General features: G+C 71.2%; 12 protein-coding genes. 3 read left to right on the forward strand and 9 right to left on the reverse strand.

From position 1 onward, the window contains the following. Positions 1-18: 18 nt before the first annotated feature. Positions 19-933 carry a polysaccharide deacetylase gene (locus V1457_RS21675; protein WP_200073351.1) on the reverse strand — a complete coding sequence of 305 codons (915 nt, stop codon included), beginning with the start codon at positions 931-933 and terminating at the stop codon, positions 19-21. A 232-nt stretch (positions 934-1165) separates the two neighbouring features. Between V1457_RS21675 and V1457_RS21680 the strand changes: the two genes are divergently transcribed. After that, positions 1166-2134, forward strand: coding sequence for a pirin family protein (locus V1457_RS21680; RefSeq protein WP_338596379.1), 969 nt, complete (start codon positions 1166-1168; stop codon positions 2132-2134). Between the two features lie 64 nt (positions 2135-2198). Here the strand turns inward: V1457_RS21680 and V1457_RS21685 are convergent, their stop codons facing one another. From V1457_RS21685 to V1457_RS21705, 5 genes are read right to left on the reverse strand one after another with little or no spacing between them, the layout of a single operon-like run. Continuing rightward, on the reverse strand, positions 2199-3983 hold the full coding sequence (locus V1457_RS21685) for an IucA/IucC family siderophore biosynthesis protein (RefSeq protein ID WP_338596381.1): 1785 nt from the start codon (positions 3981-3983) through the stop codon (positions 2199-2201). Next, positions 3961-5115: a hypothetical protein gene (locus V1457_RS21690; protein WP_338596383.1), complete on the reverse strand. Its 1155-nt coding sequence runs from the start codon at positions 5113-5115 to the stop codon at positions 3961-3963. Before V1457_RS21690 ends, V1457_RS21685 begins: the two co-directional genes overlap by 23 nt. Next, positions 5115-6410, reverse strand: coding sequence for a lysine N(6)-hydroxylase/L-ornithine N(5)-oxygenase family protein (locus V1457_RS21695; RefSeq protein ID WP_200073355.1), 1296 nt, complete (start codon positions 6408-6410; stop codon positions 5115-5117). The genes V1457_RS21690 and V1457_RS21695 overlap by 1 nt, the downstream gene beginning before the upstream one ends. After that, entirely contained in the window at positions 6407-8146 is a 1740-nt protein-coding gene (locus V1457_RS21700) for an IucA/IucC family protein (RefSeq protein ID WP_338596385.1), read from the reverse strand. Before V1457_RS21700 ends, V1457_RS21695 begins: the two co-directional genes overlap by 4 nt. Then, on the reverse strand, positions 8143-9606 hold the full coding sequence (locus tag V1457_RS21705; RefSeq protein WP_338596386.1) for a pyridoxal-dependent decarboxylase: 1464 nt from the start codon (positions 9604-9606) through the stop codon (positions 8143-8145). The genes V1457_RS21700 and V1457_RS21705 overlap by 4 nt, the downstream gene beginning before the upstream one ends. A gap of 95 nt (positions 9607-9701) precedes the next feature. On the opposite strand from V1457_RS21705, the gene V1457_RS21710 reads away from it, so the two are divergent. Together V1457_RS21710 and V1457_RS21715 are read left to right on the forward strand one after the other, a co-directional pair. After that, positions 9702-9992 carry a hypothetical protein gene (locus tag V1457_RS21710; RefSeq protein WP_200073358.1) on the forward strand — a complete coding sequence of 97 codons (291 nt, stop codon included), beginning with the start codon at positions 9702-9704 and terminating at the stop codon, positions 9990-9992. A gap of 140 nt (positions 9993-10132) precedes the next feature. After that, positions 10133-11071 carry an iron-siderophore ABC transporter substrate-binding protein gene (locus tag V1457_RS21715; protein WP_338596389.1) on the forward strand — a complete coding sequence of 313 codons (939 nt, stop codon included), beginning with the start codon at positions 10133-10135 and terminating at the stop codon, positions 11069-11071. Positions 11072-11317: 246 nt separating this feature from the next. Here V1457_RS21715 and V1457_RS21720 read toward each other — a convergent pair whose 3' ends face one another. The 3 genes from V1457_RS21720 to V1457_RS21730 form a co-directional block, all read right to left on the reverse strand. Further along, a complete protein-coding gene (locus tag V1457_RS21720; RefSeq protein WP_338596391.1) occupies positions 11318-13117 on the reverse strand; it encodes an IlvD/Edd family dehydratase in 1800 nt (599 codons plus the stop codon). A 224-nt stretch (positions 13118-13341) separates the two neighbouring features. Beyond that, entirely contained in the window at positions 13342-15063 is a 1722-nt protein-coding gene (locus V1457_RS21725) for a glycoside hydrolase family 3 N-terminal domain-containing protein (RefSeq protein ID WP_338596393.1), read from the reverse strand. Between the two features lie 37 nt (positions 15064-15100). Then, complete coding sequence (locus tag V1457_RS21730; protein ID WP_338596395.1) at positions 15101-15910, reverse strand: SDR family oxidoreductase; 810 nt, start codon at positions 15908-15910, stop codon at positions 15101-15103. Positions 15911-16337 lie beyond the last annotated feature (427 nt).

A 16337-nucleotide genomic window follows, 5' to 3' on the forward strand; every position in this document is an offset into this window, starting at 1 on the left:
GATCGCCACCTCGTCGCTTCAGGGCAGTTCGCGGTCGAAAGGATAGCGTTGGTTCGTGTCGAACGGGAAGCGCTCGCGGAAATCCTCGGCGATGTTCGCGAACGTGTCGAATGCCACGCCTTCGTGGCCGAGGATGTGCTCGATGAGCCGTTCCAGCATGAGCAGCACTTGCGGGCGTCCGGAAACGTCCGGGTGAATCGTGATGGGGAAAATCGCGTACTCGTATTCGCGGTGCACCCAGTCGAACTGGTCCCGCCAGATCTGCTCGACATCCCGCGGGTTGACGAATCCGTGGCTGTTCGGGCTGCCCTTGATGAACAGCATAGGCGGCAGGTCGTCGACGAACCAGTTGAAATTGATCTCCACCAGGTCGATCTCCCGGCCGCGCTGCAACGGTCGCATCCAGGACGAGGCGGGCAGGTTCAGATCGATCTTGGTCCAGCTGTCCCCGGTCCGGGCGTAGAACGGCTGGAAGTCGTGCAGCGCTTGGCTGTGGTCGTAGCGGAACCCGTTCTTCAGCAGCAGGTCCGCGGTGACCGGCGAGAGCTCGCACCACGGTGCGATGTAGCCGCGCGGCTTGGCTCCGGTGAACCGCTCGATCAGCTCGATCGAGCGGTTCAGCACGTCCTCCTCCTGCTGCGGGCTCAGCTTGATCGGATTTTCGTGCGAGTACCCGTGCGCGCCGATCTCGTGGCCTGCCGCGACGATCTGCTCGATCCGGTGTGGGAAGGTCTCGATGGAATGCCCGGGCGCGAACCAGGTAGTGGTCAGGCCGTATTCGCGGAAAAGCTGCAGCAACCGCGGGACGCCGACTTCACCGGCGAACATGCCGCGCTGGATGTCCGCGGGCGAATCCTCGCCACCGTAGGATCCGAGCCATCCGGAAACGGCGTCGATGTCGGTTCCGATGCAGACCTTGATTTCCTTCGCCATTGTTTCTCCTAGCGGTGTGCCGCTGCGGGCGAGTCGTGGCGCGGGTCGTCGAGAAATCCCGTTCGGTCGTTGCGCGTGACGAAAGTCAGGCTAAGCCGTGCGGCGGCACCGCGCATGGAGCGTTCCCGCGGCTCGCGCCGCGTCGGACCGGCCGGTTCAAGTGGGTACTGTCGGTCCGGCAGGGGCCGCTGCCCGAGCGCAGTCCGGCTTCGTCGGGGAGTGGAGAGGTGTCATGAGCAACATCGAGGCAGCGCCCGCGGAGTTCGAGTGCGGCTCGGCAGCGGACGATCGGGTGCGCGGCCAGCTGATCGAACCGCGCGAGGTGCCGCTGGGCGGCCCGCGCGGAATGCAGGTTCGGCGCACGTTGCCGCGGCGCGCGCGGTCGTTGATCGGTGCTTGGTGCTTCGTGGACCACTACGGTCCCGAAGACGTCGCGGCGACCGGTGGGATGCGCGTCGCGGGGCATCCGCACACCGGGCTGCAGACGGTGTCGTGGCTGTTCAGCGGCGAGATCGAGCACCGCGACACCACCGGTGCGCACGCGCGCGTGCGACCCGGCGAGGTCAAGCTGATGACCGCCGGTGCGGGAATCGCCCACTCCGAGTACTCCACTGCGGACACGACCGTGCTGCACGGTGTTCAGCTGTGGGTGGCGTTGCCGGAGCGAAGTCGTTTCACCGCACCGGGTTTCGAGCACTTCGCACCGCCGGTGGTCGAGCACGAAGGCGCTCGTGCACTGGTGTTCATCGGTTCGCTGCTGGGGTGCACCGCACCGGTGCGCACGCACACCCCGTTGCTGGGCGCGGAGATCACGTTGCCCGCGGAGCGGGAAGTGCGGATCGAAGTGGATCCGGCGTTCGAGCACGGCGTGCTCGTGGACACCGGCGCGGTGGCCGCGTCCGGAGTCGAGGCGACCGCGGGCGGGCTCGTGTACCAGCCGCCCGGAGCGGGCGAGCTGTCGCTGCGGTCCGCGGACGGCGCGCGGGTGTTGCTGCTCGGCGGGCCGCCGCTGGGCGAGCAGATCGTGATGTGGTGGAACTTCGTCGGGCGCTCGCACGAGGAGATCGTCGAGTTCCGCGAGCAGTGGCAGGCCGAACGCGACGGTGCGGGAACGGGCCGGTTCGGGCCGTTCCCGCAGCAATGGGCCCAGACGCTGCCCGCACCGGCGTTGCCGAACGCCAGGCTCCGCCGGCGCGGATAGGTCCTCGACGGCGGAGCCCGGGCCGCGCCCGAGTCGCGGCCCGGGCGCGCCGGCTATCGGGAACTCACCGCGCCCCGGGATCGTGCAGCGGGTTCACGACGTGGCCGTGCACCGCCGCGTGCGGCCGCTCCGGGCGGTCCCGGTAGGAGTCCAGCAGCAGCCGGTTGCGGTTCAGGCACAGCCGCTCGATCTCCGGGGTCAGCAGGTCGAACATCGCGAACCGGTCGGCGAGTTCGGGGGCCTTCGCCTGGTAGTTCAGCACCTCGTCGCGCACCATCTCCCAGAACCGCTGCTGGGCGAGCCCGAGGTGATCCTCCACCAGCGGGGCGAGGTAGCGGAAATGCCCGACGAACAGTCCACTTTGGATGAACTGGCACAGGAACTGCGGCTGCTCGCGCAGCAGCACTTCGGAGACCTCATCGGGAATGCCCGCCAGTTCGGGCAGCGGCGCGTCGGCGACGTTGACGTCGTCGACGAAGTCCTTCACGGCCAGCCTGCTGGGCACGTCGGCTTCGTCGAACACGACGATCACGTTCTCCCCGTGCGGGGAGAACACCAGCCCGTAGCGGTACAGGAAGTGCAGCAGCGGCGGCAGCAGCGCGCTGAACAGCCGCTGCAGCCAGGTTTCCGCGTCCAATCCGGACCGGTCGACGAGCTCGCGCACGAACGCGCGGCCGTCGTCGTCGACGTGCAGCAGCGAAGCGAGCGTGCGGGCGCGTTCGGACTCGTCGAGCTTGCCGCTGATCGGTTGGCGCCAGATCGCGCCGAGCAGTTCCCGGTATTGGTAGGGGACGTCCGGGATCTCCTCCAGCACCGGGTGCCGCACGGTGACCGAGGCGACCTCGCCGAGCAGCACCACGCGGGCTTCGTCCCGCAGGTACGGGTCGTTGTCCGCGAGCCCGAGCACCCACGCGGTCAGCGCTGGCGCGGCGACGGTGCGCTCGGTCGGCAGCCCGCGCCAGACCAAAGTGTTCAGAATGGACACCGGCAGCTTCACGTGGTGGCGCTGCGGGTCGTCGACGTTGGTGAAGGTGCGGATGGACTGCTGCGGGCGGTAGTGGTCCGGTCCTTCGCCGAGCGCCACGATTCGGCCCGCCGCGATGTCCGCGGCGAAGGTGGGCAGCACGATCTCGTCCCACTGCCAGGGATGCACCGGCAGCCAGCTGTAATCGGCCGGGTCGAGGCCGCGTTCGCCGAGCTGGTCGCGGAATCGCTGCCGCGTCGGCTCGTCGAGCTCGTCCTCGATCAACCGCTCGCTGGGCAGCCAGTCGACTCCGCGGTACGCGGCCAGCGAGGTGTGCACCGCGATCCACGGCAGCCGCATCGCCGATCGCGCCTCCGGCGCGTAGCGGGACGTGTCCGAGGCGGAAAAGCCGACGCGGCCCTTGTTCGGCACGATCCACGGGTGCCCGGTCTGGTGCCCCTCCAAGTCCACATAGGACAGGTCGGCGAGTTCGGCCGAGCTGCGGCCCGATCCGAGCAACCGGGTGTCCGCGGCCAGCGTCGCGCTGAGCTCCCGCGCGAGATGCCCGGCGGTGTCGCCGGTGATGCCCAGCGTCGAGCGCGCGTCGAGCAGGAACCGCAGCGGGTCCGAAGCGGGCTGCTCGCCGTCCGCGGTGCGGCGCACGATCGAGTCCGGGCGCACCGTCCAGTGCCCGAACGCTCCGCGGCGGGCGGAAAAGCCGTAGGAGATGCCGTCCGGCAGGTCGAGCCGGTACCGGCCCGGTTCCACCTCCTCCGGTTGCAGCAGCAGCTCGTAGGAGAACTCGGCCAGCGACTTGGCCAGCATGTCGCGCCCGGCGCGGTTCCAGCGGCCGGCGTCGAGTTCAGCGGGTACGGACAAGAACATCAGATACCTCCGGAGACAGCGGTCGGTCGGGCACGGCGGTGCGCAGCAGCGGGATGGCGGCCACGGCCAGCACGGCGAACAAGGCGGCACCCATCGCCAGTGGCGCTGCCAGGTCCGCGTCGGCCCCGGACGCGGCGATCATCGGCGCCACCAGCAGTCCCGCGTGCTGCGCGGCGGCCACCAGGCCGTAGCCGGTGCCGGATCCGCGGGCGGCGCCCAGCACCCGCAAGTCGAGTCCGACCTGGGCGAGCCCGAGGCCGACTCCGAACACCACCCGGCCGAGCGCGAGCAACAACGGTTCGGTCGCGACCGCCTGCACCGCCAGGCCGACCGCGGCCAGCGCCACCGGCCCGGTCAGACCGGGGGCCGTGCGCGCTCGGATCGCCGCGAACACGGCAGCAGCGTGCGCGAGCGCGAACAGCAGGGCACCGCCCACTTCGGACGCTCCCCGCGCCGCGGCGAATTCGGTGAAGAAGGGGCGCACCACCGCACCGGCCAGTGCGAACAACAACACCGCGACCGCCAGCGGTGGCAGCGCGAGCCGCGGCGCCCGGTACGCGGGTGTTGCGGTGTCCGGCGCCTGCGGAACGCCGGTTCGGCGGAACGCCGTGATGCAGGCGAGCAGCAGTGCCACTTCGGCGACCGCGAGAGCGGGCAGCGCCCGCATCGGGTCGGGAACGGTCACGATCGTCGTGCCGAGCGCGGCGGCCAGCACGATCGCGCCTTGCAGCACCGCGACGTATTGGCGCACCCCCGGCAGCAGTCCGTCCGGGTGCGTCCCCGCGGTGCTCGGGTGCGCCACGAGCACCACCGACTTCACCGCGACCAGCGCCACACCGATCGCGGTGAACGCCGCGAACGTCGGTGCGAGCGCGAGCGCGATGGTCAGCAGCACCGCCGCGGACTGTCCGAACAGGACCAGTGAGTGCAGCCGCCAGCGCCGGGTGGCCAAGCCCCACAGCGGCAGCGCCAGCACGGCGGCGACCCGGGTGAAGGTGATGAACCAACCGGTGGCGGCGAAGTCCTGCACCCCGAACGCCGCCCGGAACAACGCCGGGTAGAACGGGGCCAGCGCCGTCTCGGTCACCATGTGCATTCCGGCCGCTGCCAGCAGAACCGTGCGCGAATGCATCAGGTGACGCCGAAGGTCGTGAACGAGTTGCGCTCCGGCAGCCGGTAGACCTTCCGCCCGGATGCGGAGTTGACGATCGACGCCGCCCGGTGCGCACCCAGCCCGAGGTCCGGGGCGCCGACGCCGTGGCTGTGCATCTCGGCGTTCTGCACGTATAGCCCACCGGTGACCTCTGCGGACAGCGCCACCCGGTAGTCGTCGTCCACTTTGTACCGACCCTTGCCGTCCCAGTCCACCAAGTCGCTCATGGTGTCCAGAAAGGACGGTCGCCGTGCGGTGTAGCCAGTGGCGAGCACGACCTTGTCGGTGCGGACATCGAACTCGCGGTCCTGCTCGGTGTGATGGCAACGCAGCTCGACCCGTCCCGCGGCGCGCTGGGCGCCGGTGACGGCCACGTTCGGCATCAGCGTCGAGTCCGGCTCGCGGCCGCCCACGCAACGTTCGTAGAGCACGTCGTGGATCGCACCGAGCGTCCCGGCACTGCCCGCCTTGTAGAGCTGCCACTGCGACGGCACCACCTGGTCCCGGGTTTCCTGCGGCAGCGTGCGGAAGTAGCCGGTGTAGTCCGGGGTGAAGTGCTCCAGCCCGAGCTTCGAGTACTCCATCGGCGCGAACGCGGGGGAGCGCGTCAGCCACCGCGTCCGCCGCCCGGTCCCTTCGCGCTCGCTGAGCAGGTCCAGCGCGACCTCCGCGCCGGACTGCCCGGAGCCGATCACGGTCACGTCCCCGGCCGCGCGCAACGACTCCCGGCGGTCCAGGTATTCGGCGGCGTGGAAGACGTCGTCGCCGAGCACGTCGCGGAACGCTTCGGGCACCACGGGCCCGGTCCCGACGCCCAGCACGACGTTGCGCGCCGCGAAGTCCTGGTGCTGCCCGGTTTCGACGTCCTCGGCGCGGACCAGGAACAGCTCCTGCTCGGAGTCCCACCGCACCGCGGTCACCCGGCGCCCGAACCGGCAGGAGTCCAGCGAGTCGGCGACCCACCGGCAGTAGTGCTCGTACTCGCGGCGCGAGATGTGGAACTTCTCCGCGAAGTAGAAGGGGAACAGCCGGTCGTGCTCGCGCAGGTAGGACAGGAACGACCACCGGCTGGTCGGGTCGGCCATCGTGACCAGATCCGCCAGGAACGGCACCTGCAGCGTGGTGCCTTCGATGAGCAGCCCGGGATGCCAGCTGAACTCCGGCTTCTCGTCCAGGAACGCCGCCGAAACACCGGGTACCTCCGCGGCGAGCGCGGCCAGCGACAGGTTGAACGGGCCGAGACCGACCCCGAGCAGGTCGTAGCTGCGGCTCATGCGGCTGATTCCCCTTCTGCGAACGGGTTCGCGATGTCCACGTAGACCGACTGGGTCTCCAGCGGGCCCACCAGCTCGTCCATCCCGCCGAGCCGGGTCAGCAGGTTCGCCTTGCACCGCAACGAGGACGACTCGGCGAGTCCCGCCGCGAGCGGGAGATCGGAGAACTCGCGCAGCCTCGCCCGCAGCAGCGCGAGCAACCGCCGCTCGTCGGCGAGGCCTTGCGAGCCGAACGCGCCGACCAGGCCGATCAGGTTGTTGATGCCGATGTAGTAGCCCAGCCGCTCGTCGATGACCGCGTCGTCCACCCGGTTCTCCCCGGCGATGCCGACGCCGGGCAGGAACCGCTCCAGCTCTGCCACCCGGGTTTCGGACAGGTAGTAGCCCTGGTTGTCCCGGTACCAGCCGCCGTTTGGCCAGCCGTCGCCGTCGAGTCCGATCAGGGAGTTCTGCTGGTGCGCCTCCAGCCCCACGCCGTGCTCGCGGTAGAGCCACAGCACCGGAGCCACCAGGTGGTCGAAGTAGCGCGCGCACCACTGCTCGGCGACCTGCTGACGGGACTCACCGGTGCGCTCGACCAGCCCGCCGATCACCTGCTGCAGCGCGGATCCGCCCAGTTCCGGGCGTTCCGCGAGCAGCCCGGCGACGCAGGCCGCGCGCTGCTGCGCGCCGAACGGGTTGTCCCGCAGCAGGACTTCCCAACCGCTTTCCGCGCCATCGGGCGAATCGCTGGGCACGTCCACGGTGAGCCACGCCGGATCCCGCACGATCGAGAAGTCCGGATGCGCCGCGGCGAGCTCACCGGCCAGGCCCGCGTCCAGCAGCCGGTCGATCTCCACGCCGCGGTGCAGTTCCTTGCGCAGGTTCTCCCGCTTCGAGTTGGTGATCGGCAGGCCCAGCGAGAACTTGAGCATCACCGGCGCATCGGGGTGGTAGACCGTGCGGATCGACGAGGTGGGAAACCAGCGCGGACCCTGCACGCCGAGGTCGTGCAACAGCCCCGCATCCAGCAGAGCTCGCACGCCCTTGGTCCCGAGCAGCGACCGCGCCTGCCACGGGTGCACCGGCACCGGCACCGTGCCTTCCGGAACCTCCGGCGCGAAGCCTTCGAGGCGCGCTTGCGGCCCGCCGTCGGAGGAGACCACCGACCGGTCGGCGGCGAACCAGTGCAGCGCGAAGCTCCCGCGCAGTTCCGGCGAGTAGGCGGCCGCCTCCTGCTCGCTCCAGCCGTTGCGGCTGTTCGGCGTCGGGTGCATCGGGTGCCCGAGCACCAGCGCCTGCTCGGCGGCGAGGAACGGGGTGCTCGCGCCCTCCGGCGAGTCCCGGCGTTCCCGCAGGTGCCGGGTGGTCCGCTGCTGCGAATCGGCGACCCGCGCGAGCAGCTCGGTGACCTCGGCGGCGTTCCCGGCCGAGCCTTCCAGCGACAGCAGCGCGGCGACGGTCACGGCGTTCGGGCTCGCACCCCCGGGCAAGCGCACGGAACCGAAGCGGTGGTGCCCGGTCGGGGACCGGTGCAGCACCTCGGCCACCAGCGCGGTGCCGCTGGCAGGCAGCGGGATCCGCACCTCGCCGGTGTCCGGCACCGGCACGCCCGTCTCGCGGAACCAGCACCGCAACAAGCCGCCGGTGGTCGCCGCGTCCGCAATCGCCGCATCCGACTGAGCTGCGTCCGGCAGGGCTGCGTCCGGCGCGGCTGTGTCCGGCGAAGCCTCGTGGTCCGCCCAGCGGCCGGTCATCGGACCTCCTTGTTGCCGGCGGCCAGCACGTCGGCCAGCAGGGCGTCGATGTCGCCACCGGTCGTGTTCGGGTTCAGCAGGGTGAGCTTCAGCCACACCGAGCCGTCCAGTTCGGTGCGGCCGACCACGGCGGTGCCCTCGTCCAGCAGCCTCCGGCGCAGCCGCGCGTTGACCGGATCCGGATCACCGGACTCCGGCAGGTACCGGAAGACGACCGTGGTCAGCACCGGATCCCGGTACAGCTGCATCCGGGGGTGCGCGCGCACCGCCGCGGCGGCGTGCCGAGCCTGGTCGTGGCAGCTGTCCACCAGCTCGCCGAGCCCGCGGCGGCCGAGAGCGCGGAAGGTCGTGAGGATCTTGACCGCGTCCGGCCGCCGAGTCGTGCGCAGCGAACGGCCGAGCAGGCTGCGGAACCCGGCGTCCTCGTCATCGGCGGTGTTCAAATAGGCCACCCGCCGTTCCACCGGCTCGAACGATGCGGCTCGCCGGGTCAGGAACACCCCCGCGGCGACCGGCTGCCAGCCCAGCTTGTGCAGGTCGATGCTCACCGAGTCGGCCAGCTCGACGCCCTCCAGCAGCGGGGCGAGGCGCTGCGAGAACAGCGCACCGCCGCCGTAGGCGGCATCCACGTGCAGCCAAGTGCCGTGTTCACCGGCGATGCGCGCGATCTCCGCGAGCGGATCGAGCACGCCCAGGTCGGTGGTACCCGCGGTGGCGATCACCGCGACCGGGACGTCGCCGCGTTCCCGCAGGTCGGTGAGGGTCGAATGCAGTGCCCGCGGATCCATCCGGTACTCGTCGTCGACCGGGACCCCCACCACGCTGTCCTCGCCGAGACCCAGCACGCCCGCGCTGCGCGCGACGGAGAAGTGCGTGGTCTCCGAGCACAGCAGCCGCAGCCGCCCGTGCGCTTGCGGGGGGAATCCGGACGCGACGGGGTGCGCGCCGAACTCGGCGGCCAACGCGTGTTCCCTGGCCAGCAACAGGCCGGTGAGGTTGGACTCGGTGCCGCCGGTGGTGACCGCGCCGCCCGCGGTGTCGGGGTCGTAGCCGGTGCACGCGGCCATCGCGCGCACCACTGCGGACTCGGCGCGGTTGCCCGAAGGCGCCTGGTCCCAGGAGTCCAGCGAGGAGTTCAGCGCCGCGGCGACGACCTCGGCGGCGACCGCGACCGCCAGCGGCGGGGTGTGCAGGTGCGCGGCGCAGGCGGGATCGGCCGGGTCGGCCGCGCCCGCGGCGAAGTCCTGCAGCACACCGGCCAGCGCGGGTTCGGCGCCGATGCCGTCCTCGGGAAGCGGATCGGCCGCCAGCAGCGCGTCGACGGCGCCGGGGCCGCCCGCAGGCAGCGGCCCGGCGCGTTCGACCACGCCTTTGGCCAGGGCGTCGAGCGCGGTCGCCAGCAGCGGGCGCAGGTTCGCCGGCCCGCTGCCGCCGCCCGCGAGCTCGGTGCGGATCGTCACGTCGGGGTCTCCTCGTGCTCGGGTCGTGCGGCAACGCACCGCGCGCGGCGTCGCACCGGCGGCGGTGTGCTGTCTCGCTGTGTTGAGCCACGGCCGTGCGTCGTCGTCTGCGGCCGGACAGGAAAGGGCTGGTTAGGTTTGCCTACCCTGGTCGAGAACGCACGGTAATCATCGTCGCCGCGGTTTTCAACACCCCGGATTCCTCCGCGCCGCGCGTCGTGTCCGCGCTCAGCGCGATCACCTGGGGCGAACTCACCGAACAAGATCGACAATTTTTTCCCGCGGCGGACAAGCGGGCCGGGATTCGATTGCGCGGCGGACTCGGTTCGCCGGATGTGGAACGTTTTCGGATCGCGCGCGCTCGGCGGGAATCGCGTTCCATTTGATTCGTTCAACGAAGTTCCGCGCCTGCTCCCGGTGCGCTCGGCGATCCGTTGCTCCGATCGTGATTCGGCTCTCGATCACTATGCAAGATGAATGGTTAGGTTAGGCTCGCCGAGCTTGTTCGAGACTTAAAAGGAGCAGCATGTTCCGACCAAGACGCCTGCTGGCCGCGGTCACCGCCACACTGACCCTGACCGCTGCCGCGGCATGCGGCGCGCAGCCCGCCGATCAGGCGTCTCCCCAGCCGGGAGACCGCGTGGTCGAGCACGCCATGGGGCAAACGACGATCAAGGGCGAACCGCGGCGGGTGGTGGTGCTGGACACGGGCGAACTCGACGCATCCCTCGCGCTCGGCGTCCGGCCGGTCGGTGTCGTGCAGCCGGACGCGGGCGGCTCGTTACCGCCGTACCTGGCGCAGCAGGCGGGCAAACCGGAGATCGTGGGCACGATCGGCTCGCCGAACCTGGAGCGGATCGCCGCGCTCAAGCCGGACCTGATCCTGTCCAGCAAGGTCCGCGACGGCGAGCGCTACGACCAGCTCAGCGCCATCGCGCCGACCGTGTTCGCCGAGACCACCGGCAAGACCTGGCAGCAGAACTTCCTGCTGGACGCCGAAGCGCTGGGCAAACCGGCCGAAGCGCAGCGCATCCTCGGCGAGTACCGGCAGCGCGCGGCCGCGATCGGCGCGCAGGCAGGGGATCCGGGGCGCACCAGGGTCAGCATGCTGCGGTTCGTCCCCGGCGACATCCGGCTCTACGGCAAGGGCTCGTTCATCGGCAGCATCCTCGCCGACGCCGGGTTCGCCCGGCCGCAGAACCAGCAGGCGGACACGACCTTCACCCGGGTCAGCCGGGAGCAGGTCGGTCAGGCCGACGGCGACCTGTTGTTCTACGCGGCCTACGGCGACAACGCCCGCGGCCAGATGAACGACGTCATCGGCTCGGCGCAGTGGCCTGCGCTGGGTGCGGTGCGTGCGGGCAACGCGGTCGAGGTTCCGGACGGCACCTGGTTCCTCGGGCTCGGGCCGATCGCGGCCAACCTCGTGCTCGACGACCTGCAACGGCAGGTCGCACGACGCTGACCTGCAACGGCAGGTCGCACGGCGCTGACCTCCGCGATTTCGTCGGGCGGATTCGCGAGCCCGTTCCGGCCGCCTTCCGGCACTGGTCGAACTCCGCCATTTCCTGCGGCGTCCGCGAAGACGTCGCAGGAGTGGCGGCGCTCGCGCATGGGGACTGGCAAACTACCGCGGACGGCGGAAAAGGCTGTTTTCTCCCGGCGATCCAACTGCGCCGGGTGAATCTGTCCGAGCCGCTGTTTCAGCCGTTTAGTGGTTGTAACGCGGAAGGTTCTCCCGCCGCCCGACTTCGCGGTAGGCCAGCGCGCTGGTGTGCACACCGCCGTCGTCCAGCTGCGAAACGGATTCGCGGTAGATCTGCTGCCACGGCGTCTGGTGCGGTCGCACCGGGTAACCACCGGCGTCGGCGAGTTCTCGTTCACGCTGCGTGATCTCGTCCTCGCCGATCAGCACGTCGACCCGCCCGGCGTTCAGGTCGACCCGGACGGCATCGCCGGTGCGCAGGATCGCCAGCCGTCCACCGGCCGCGGCCTCCGGCGCCGCGTTGAGGATTGACGGCGATCCGGAGGTGCCGGACTGCCTGCCGTCGCCCATGCACGGGAGTTCCTCGACGCCCGCGCCGAGCAGCGCGGCAGGTGGCTGCATGTTGACGACCTCCGCCGATCCGGGGTGCCCGAGCGGGCCGGACCCGCGCATCACCAGGATGCAATCCGCGTCGATCCGCAAGCCGGGATCTTCGATGCGCTCGTGGTAGTCCTCCGGCCCGTCGAAGACGATCGCGCGCGCGGTGAAGGCGTTCGGCGACTCGGGGTCGGACAGGTAGCGGGCGCGGAACTCCGCGGAGATCACGCTGGTCTTCATGATCGCCGAGTCGAACAGGTTGCCGCGCAGCACCCGGAAACCCGCGCCCGGCGAGCCCGCCACCGAAGCGAACGGGTGGATCACGTCGGGGTCCGCGGTGCCGCTGCGGGGAAGGTTCTCGGCGATGGTGGAGCCGTTGACCGTCACCGCGTCCGTGCGCAGCAGGCCGCCGTCGGCGAGTTCGGCCAGCACCGCGGGCACGCCTCCGGCGCGGTGGAAGTCCTCGCCGAGGTAGGTGCCGCCCGGCTGCATGTTCAGCAGCAGCGGGACCTCCTGCCCGATCCGCTCCCAGTCGTCGAGCGTGAGTCCGACCCCTGCGTGCTGGGCGATCGCGTTGAGGTGGATCGGTGCGTTCGACGACCCGCCCAGCGCGGAGTTGACCACGATCGCGTTGTGGAAGGCGTCCCTGGTCAGCACCTGCGACGGCTTGCGATCGGCACGGACCAGCTCGACGGCCTGCAGCCCCGTCCGGTAGGCCATCTCGGCGCGTTCCCGGTGCGGCGCGGGGATCGCGGCGTTGCCGGGCAGGCTCATGCCGAGCGCCTCGGCCAGCGCGTTCATCGTCGAAGCCGTGCCCATGGTGTTGCAGTGCCCGGCCGAGGGAGTGCCGGCCGACACGAGGTTCCAGTAGCCGTCCTCGTCGATCTCGCCGGCGGCGAACTTCTTGCGCGCGGCCCACAGCACGGTGCCGGAACCGCAGCGCCCGCCGTCCACCCAGCCGTTGAGCATCGGACCGCCGGAGAGCACGATCGCGGGCAGGTCGGCGGTCGCGGCCGCCATCAGCGCCGCCGGTGTCGTCTTGTCGCAGCCGGTGGTGAGCACCACCCCGTCGAGCGGGTAGCCGTGCAGCACCTCGACCAGCCCCAGGTAGGCCAGGTTGCGGTCCAGCGCCGCGGTCGGGCGCCGCGCCGTCTCCTGGATCGGGTGCACCGGGAACTCCATCGCGACACCGCCCGCTTCCCGGATGCCCTCCCGCAGCCGCTGCGCCAGCTCCAGGTGGTGGCGGTTGCAGGGGGACAGGTCGGAACCGGTCTGCGCGATCCCGATCACCGGCTTGCCCGCCTGCAGCTCGGCCCGCGACAGGCCGTAGTTGAGGAACCGTTCGAGCATCAGCACGCTCGTGCCCGGATCGCCCGGGATGTCGAACCAGTCCTGCGAGCGCAGCCGGCGGCCGTCGTTGCCCGTCATGTTCCTCCTCGCTGCCGCGCCCGGTGCCGGGCCGCGGACTGCGGTGTCCTTGGCCGATCAAGTATGCGCATCGGCGGTGGCGAACAACAGGCTCCGCCGGGGACGTCCGGAGCCGCGCGACGCGGCGTCGACGCCTTCACCTGGACCTATCGCGCATCGGCTGGCAGCAGCGGCTGACCGAACGGCACTGATCGAGCGGCGCGCGGGCGTGTCGGCGCGGCCGATCAGCCGTAGCGCAGGCCGTGCCCGAACCGGTACGCGGGTTCGGCGGTGTCGAACGCGACGTCGGGCCTGCTCGCCGCGACCGCCTCGGCCGACGAAGGGATGTCGAAGGGCAGTCGGCCGCGCGGTTCGGCCTCCCCGAACAGCACCCGCGCGACCGCTTCGTCGCAGGCGCCGAACTCCACCACCAGCGCGGACACGGCCTCGGCGAGGGGGCCGAGCAGCGCGGGCCGGTCGAGGTGCACGACGGCCGCGGTCGGCACCGCGGCGGCGATCCGGCCGATGCGGTCGAGCTCTTCGGCGGACCACGCGAGGGAACCGGCGCGGAAGAAGCTCTCCAGGTCACCCGGCGTGCCGCGCTGCTCCCACGGCGCGGTCAGCCGCAAGATCGCGACGTCGGCCTCCTCCGGGCTTCCGACCGCCTGGGCGCGGCCGCGCAGCGCGGCCGGATCGACGTTCTCGGCGTAGACCTTGATCCCGGAACGCAGCGGTAGACCGGCGGCCGAGCCTGCGGTGTTCTGCACCAACGCGTGCGCGGCGGCCTGCGCTTCCAGCCCCTGCTCGCGGGCGTCGGCGGCACCGACGACCGCCGCGGCGCGTCCGGCGTCGACGAACGGGTCGTCGAACAAGCCGAGGCGGAACTTCTCGCGCAGCACCCGGCGCGCCGAGGAGTCCAAGCGACGCTCGCTGACCGCGCCGGACTCGACCAGGGAGATCAGTACGTCCGTGCTCGACTCCCCGCCGAACTGGTCGATCCCGGCCTCCAGGGCCTTGCGCATCCGCTCGGCGTGCGAGAGATGCTCGACGCCCCAGCACATGTCGCTGAGGATTCCCCAGTCGGAGCACACGATTCCGTCGAAGCCGAGCTCCTCGCGCAGCAGGCCGGTCAGCACCTGCCTGCTGAAACCGAACCCGACTTCCTCGAGCTCGGTGCCGACCGGCATCCCGTAGTACGGCATGACCTGCGCGGCACCCGCGTCGATGACCGCGCGGAACGGCTCCAGGTGCTGATCGAAGCACCCGCCCGGATAGACCTGCTCACGGCCGTAGGGGAAGTGCGGATCCTCGCCGTCCCGCTGCGGTCCGCCGCCGGGGAAGTGCTTGACCATGGCCGACACACCGGCGCCGGCCGGCCCTTGCAGACCCCGCACGTAGGCGGCGCCCAAGCGGGCGACCGTGTCGGCGTCCTCGCCGAAGGTGCCGTTCTGGCGCGCCCACCGCGGTTCGGTGGCGAGGTCGAGCTGCGGGTGCAGCGCGGTGCGGATGCCGACCGCCAGGTATTCCCGGCGGGTGACCTCCGCGAAGCGCTCGACGAGCTCGGCGGACCCGAGCGCGGCGAACCCCAGCGGCTCCGGCCACTGCGAGAACGGGCCCGCCAGGAACGCCGCGGCCGGGTTGTCGGTGAACGAGTGCCGCGGGTCGCTGGAGATCGTCACCGGGATGCCGAGCGGGTGCTCGCGGGCGGCGCGCTGCAGGGCGTTGTGCCACTCGGCCGTCTCGCGCGCCGAGGACACCTCGAGCACGTTCATCTGCGTGATGCGCCGCTGCAGCAGGGTGTGCACGGAAGGCGTGCCGAACGTTCCGGGCCGGTCGAAGTCGCCCACGTCGGCCATGGGCTGGAACAGCAGCCCGGCCTTGTCCGCCAGGTCCATCCGGGACAGCAGATCGGCCACCCGCTGATCCACGTCGAGCGCGGCGTCCTGGTAGGGGTGCTGAGGCGTCATGCGCGCAACCTCTCGGTCGGTGCCGGACTGAGCTGCGTCAGCTGAACGCGGCGACGGCGCCGCCGTCCACCAGCAGGTCGGTTCCGGAGATGAAGCTCGCCGCGGGGCCGAGCAGGAACGCCGCCGCCTCGGCGATCTCCGTGGCGGTTCCGGGACGGCCCGCGTTCGACGCGGCGATCATGGCGCGCATGTCCGGGCCGCTTCGCCCGGCCAGCTCGGCCCGTCCCATCGGGGTCTCGATGATGCCGGGGCTGATCGAGTTGATCCGGGCTCCGTTCGCGCCCCACGTGCGGCTGGCGGCCTGCACGCGCAGCAGGTTGGCCCGCTTGGCGAAGGAATAGGCGTGCCCGGCGTCGGCGAAGCCCGCGGGGTCGGTGACCGGCAGCGACAGCAACTCGGCTGCGGGTGCGGTGGCCAGCTGCCCGGCGAGCTCGGGCGCGAACCCGGGATGGCCGTGCGCGGCCATGCTGGCGATCACCACGCCCGCACCACCGGGCGCGATGACCTCGGCGAACTCCTCGATCACCAGCGCGACGCCGAGCAGGTCCACGGTCAGCACCGCGGACACATCGGCCTGCACCGGCGAGAGCCCGGCGGTGTGCACCACGGAGCCGACCTCGCCGAGCGAAGCCGCCTGCCTGGCGAGCGCGGTGACCGATTCCGGCGAGCCGACGTCGACGTGCGCGGTGGTCGTAATGCATCGCGCGCCGTCCAGTTCGGTCGCCGCCGAGTGCAGGGTTTGCCGGTCGTGGTCGGCGATCAGCAGGTGCGCTTCGGGGCCCAGGCGCCGGGCGATGGCCGATCCAATCCCGCCGCTACCGATGATCACCGCGACCTGCTGCGCCATGCGCTCCACCTTCGCCGGATCGGGCCGGGTGCGGGCCGGTTCACCGGCTGGTCCTGCATCCGGGCAATTTCCAACGAGTGCAGGACTATCACAGGGCGGTCCGGCGGCCGGAACATCGGCGCTGCGAGCGCGGTGGCCGGACGGCCCTGCCGTGCCACATACCACTCGTGGCGGGCAGGAACCCAGCCTCGCTGGGAGGACTGTCACTCTCGCAGGCAGCGACGTCGGCGCGGGAATGCGCAAGGAGTCCGGGTGCGTTGTCCGCGCGGTGGGCGCCGTTCCCCAGCTGGCCGTGCGCCGAACCACCAAGTGCTCCGGCGCTTTCCGTTCCGGTCATTGAGACACCACGGCGCCGAGGTTCCGGAGCCCTGGCCTCCCGGCGCGCGGACCCGATGACCCGGCCTGACCTGCCGCTCTGCGGCGGTGC

It is taken from the genome of Saccharopolyspora sp. SCSIO 74807, from assembly GCF_037023755.1.
Taxonomy (GTDB): Bacteria; Actinomycetota; Actinomycetes; order Mycobacteriales; family Pseudonocardiaceae; genus Saccharopolyspora_C; species Saccharopolyspora_C galaxeae.

Excerpts from the sequence above, each read along its gene's own strand:
- V1457_RS21695 (WP_200073355.1), bottom strand. The coding sequence starts at position 6,410 with ATGAGCCGCAGCTACGACCTGCTCGGGGTCGGTCTCGGCCCGTTCAAC.
- V1457_RS21685 (WP_338596381.1), bottom strand. The coding sequence starts at position 3,983 with ATGTTCTTGTCCGTACCCGCTGAACTCGACGCCGGCCGCTGGAACCGC.
- V1457_RS21720 (WP_338596391.1), bottom strand. The coding sequence starts at position 13,117 with ATGACGGGCAACGACGGCCGCCGGCTGCGCTCGCAGGACTGGTTCGAC.
- V1457_RS21715 (WP_338596389.1), top strand. The coding sequence starts at position 10,133 with ATGTTCCGACCAAGACGCCTGCTGGCCGCGGTCACCGCCACACTGACC.
- V1457_RS21725 (WP_338596393.1), bottom strand. The coding sequence starts at position 15,063 with ATGACGCCTCAGCACCCCTACCAGGACGCCGCGCTCGACGTGGATCAG.
- V1457_RS21675 (WP_200073351.1), bottom strand. The coding sequence starts at position 933 with ATGGCGAAGGAAATCAAGGTCTGCATCGGAACCGACATCGACGCCGTT.
- V1457_RS21730 (WP_338596395.1), bottom strand. The coding sequence starts at position 15,910 with ATGGCGCAGCAGGTCGCGGTGATCATCGGTAGCGGCGGGATTGGATCG.
- V1457_RS21700 (WP_338596385.1), bottom strand. The coding sequence starts at position 8,146 with ATGACCGGCCGCTGGGCGGACCACGAGGCTTCGCCGGACACAGCCGCG.
- V1457_RS21680 (WP_338596379.1), top strand. The coding sequence starts at position 1,166 with ATGAGCAACATCGAGGCAGCGCCCGCGGAGTTCGAGTGCGGCTCGGCA.
- V1457_RS21690 (WP_338596383.1), bottom strand. The coding sequence starts at position 5,115 with ATGCATTCGCGCACGGTTCTGCTGGCAGCGGCCGGAATGCACATGGTG.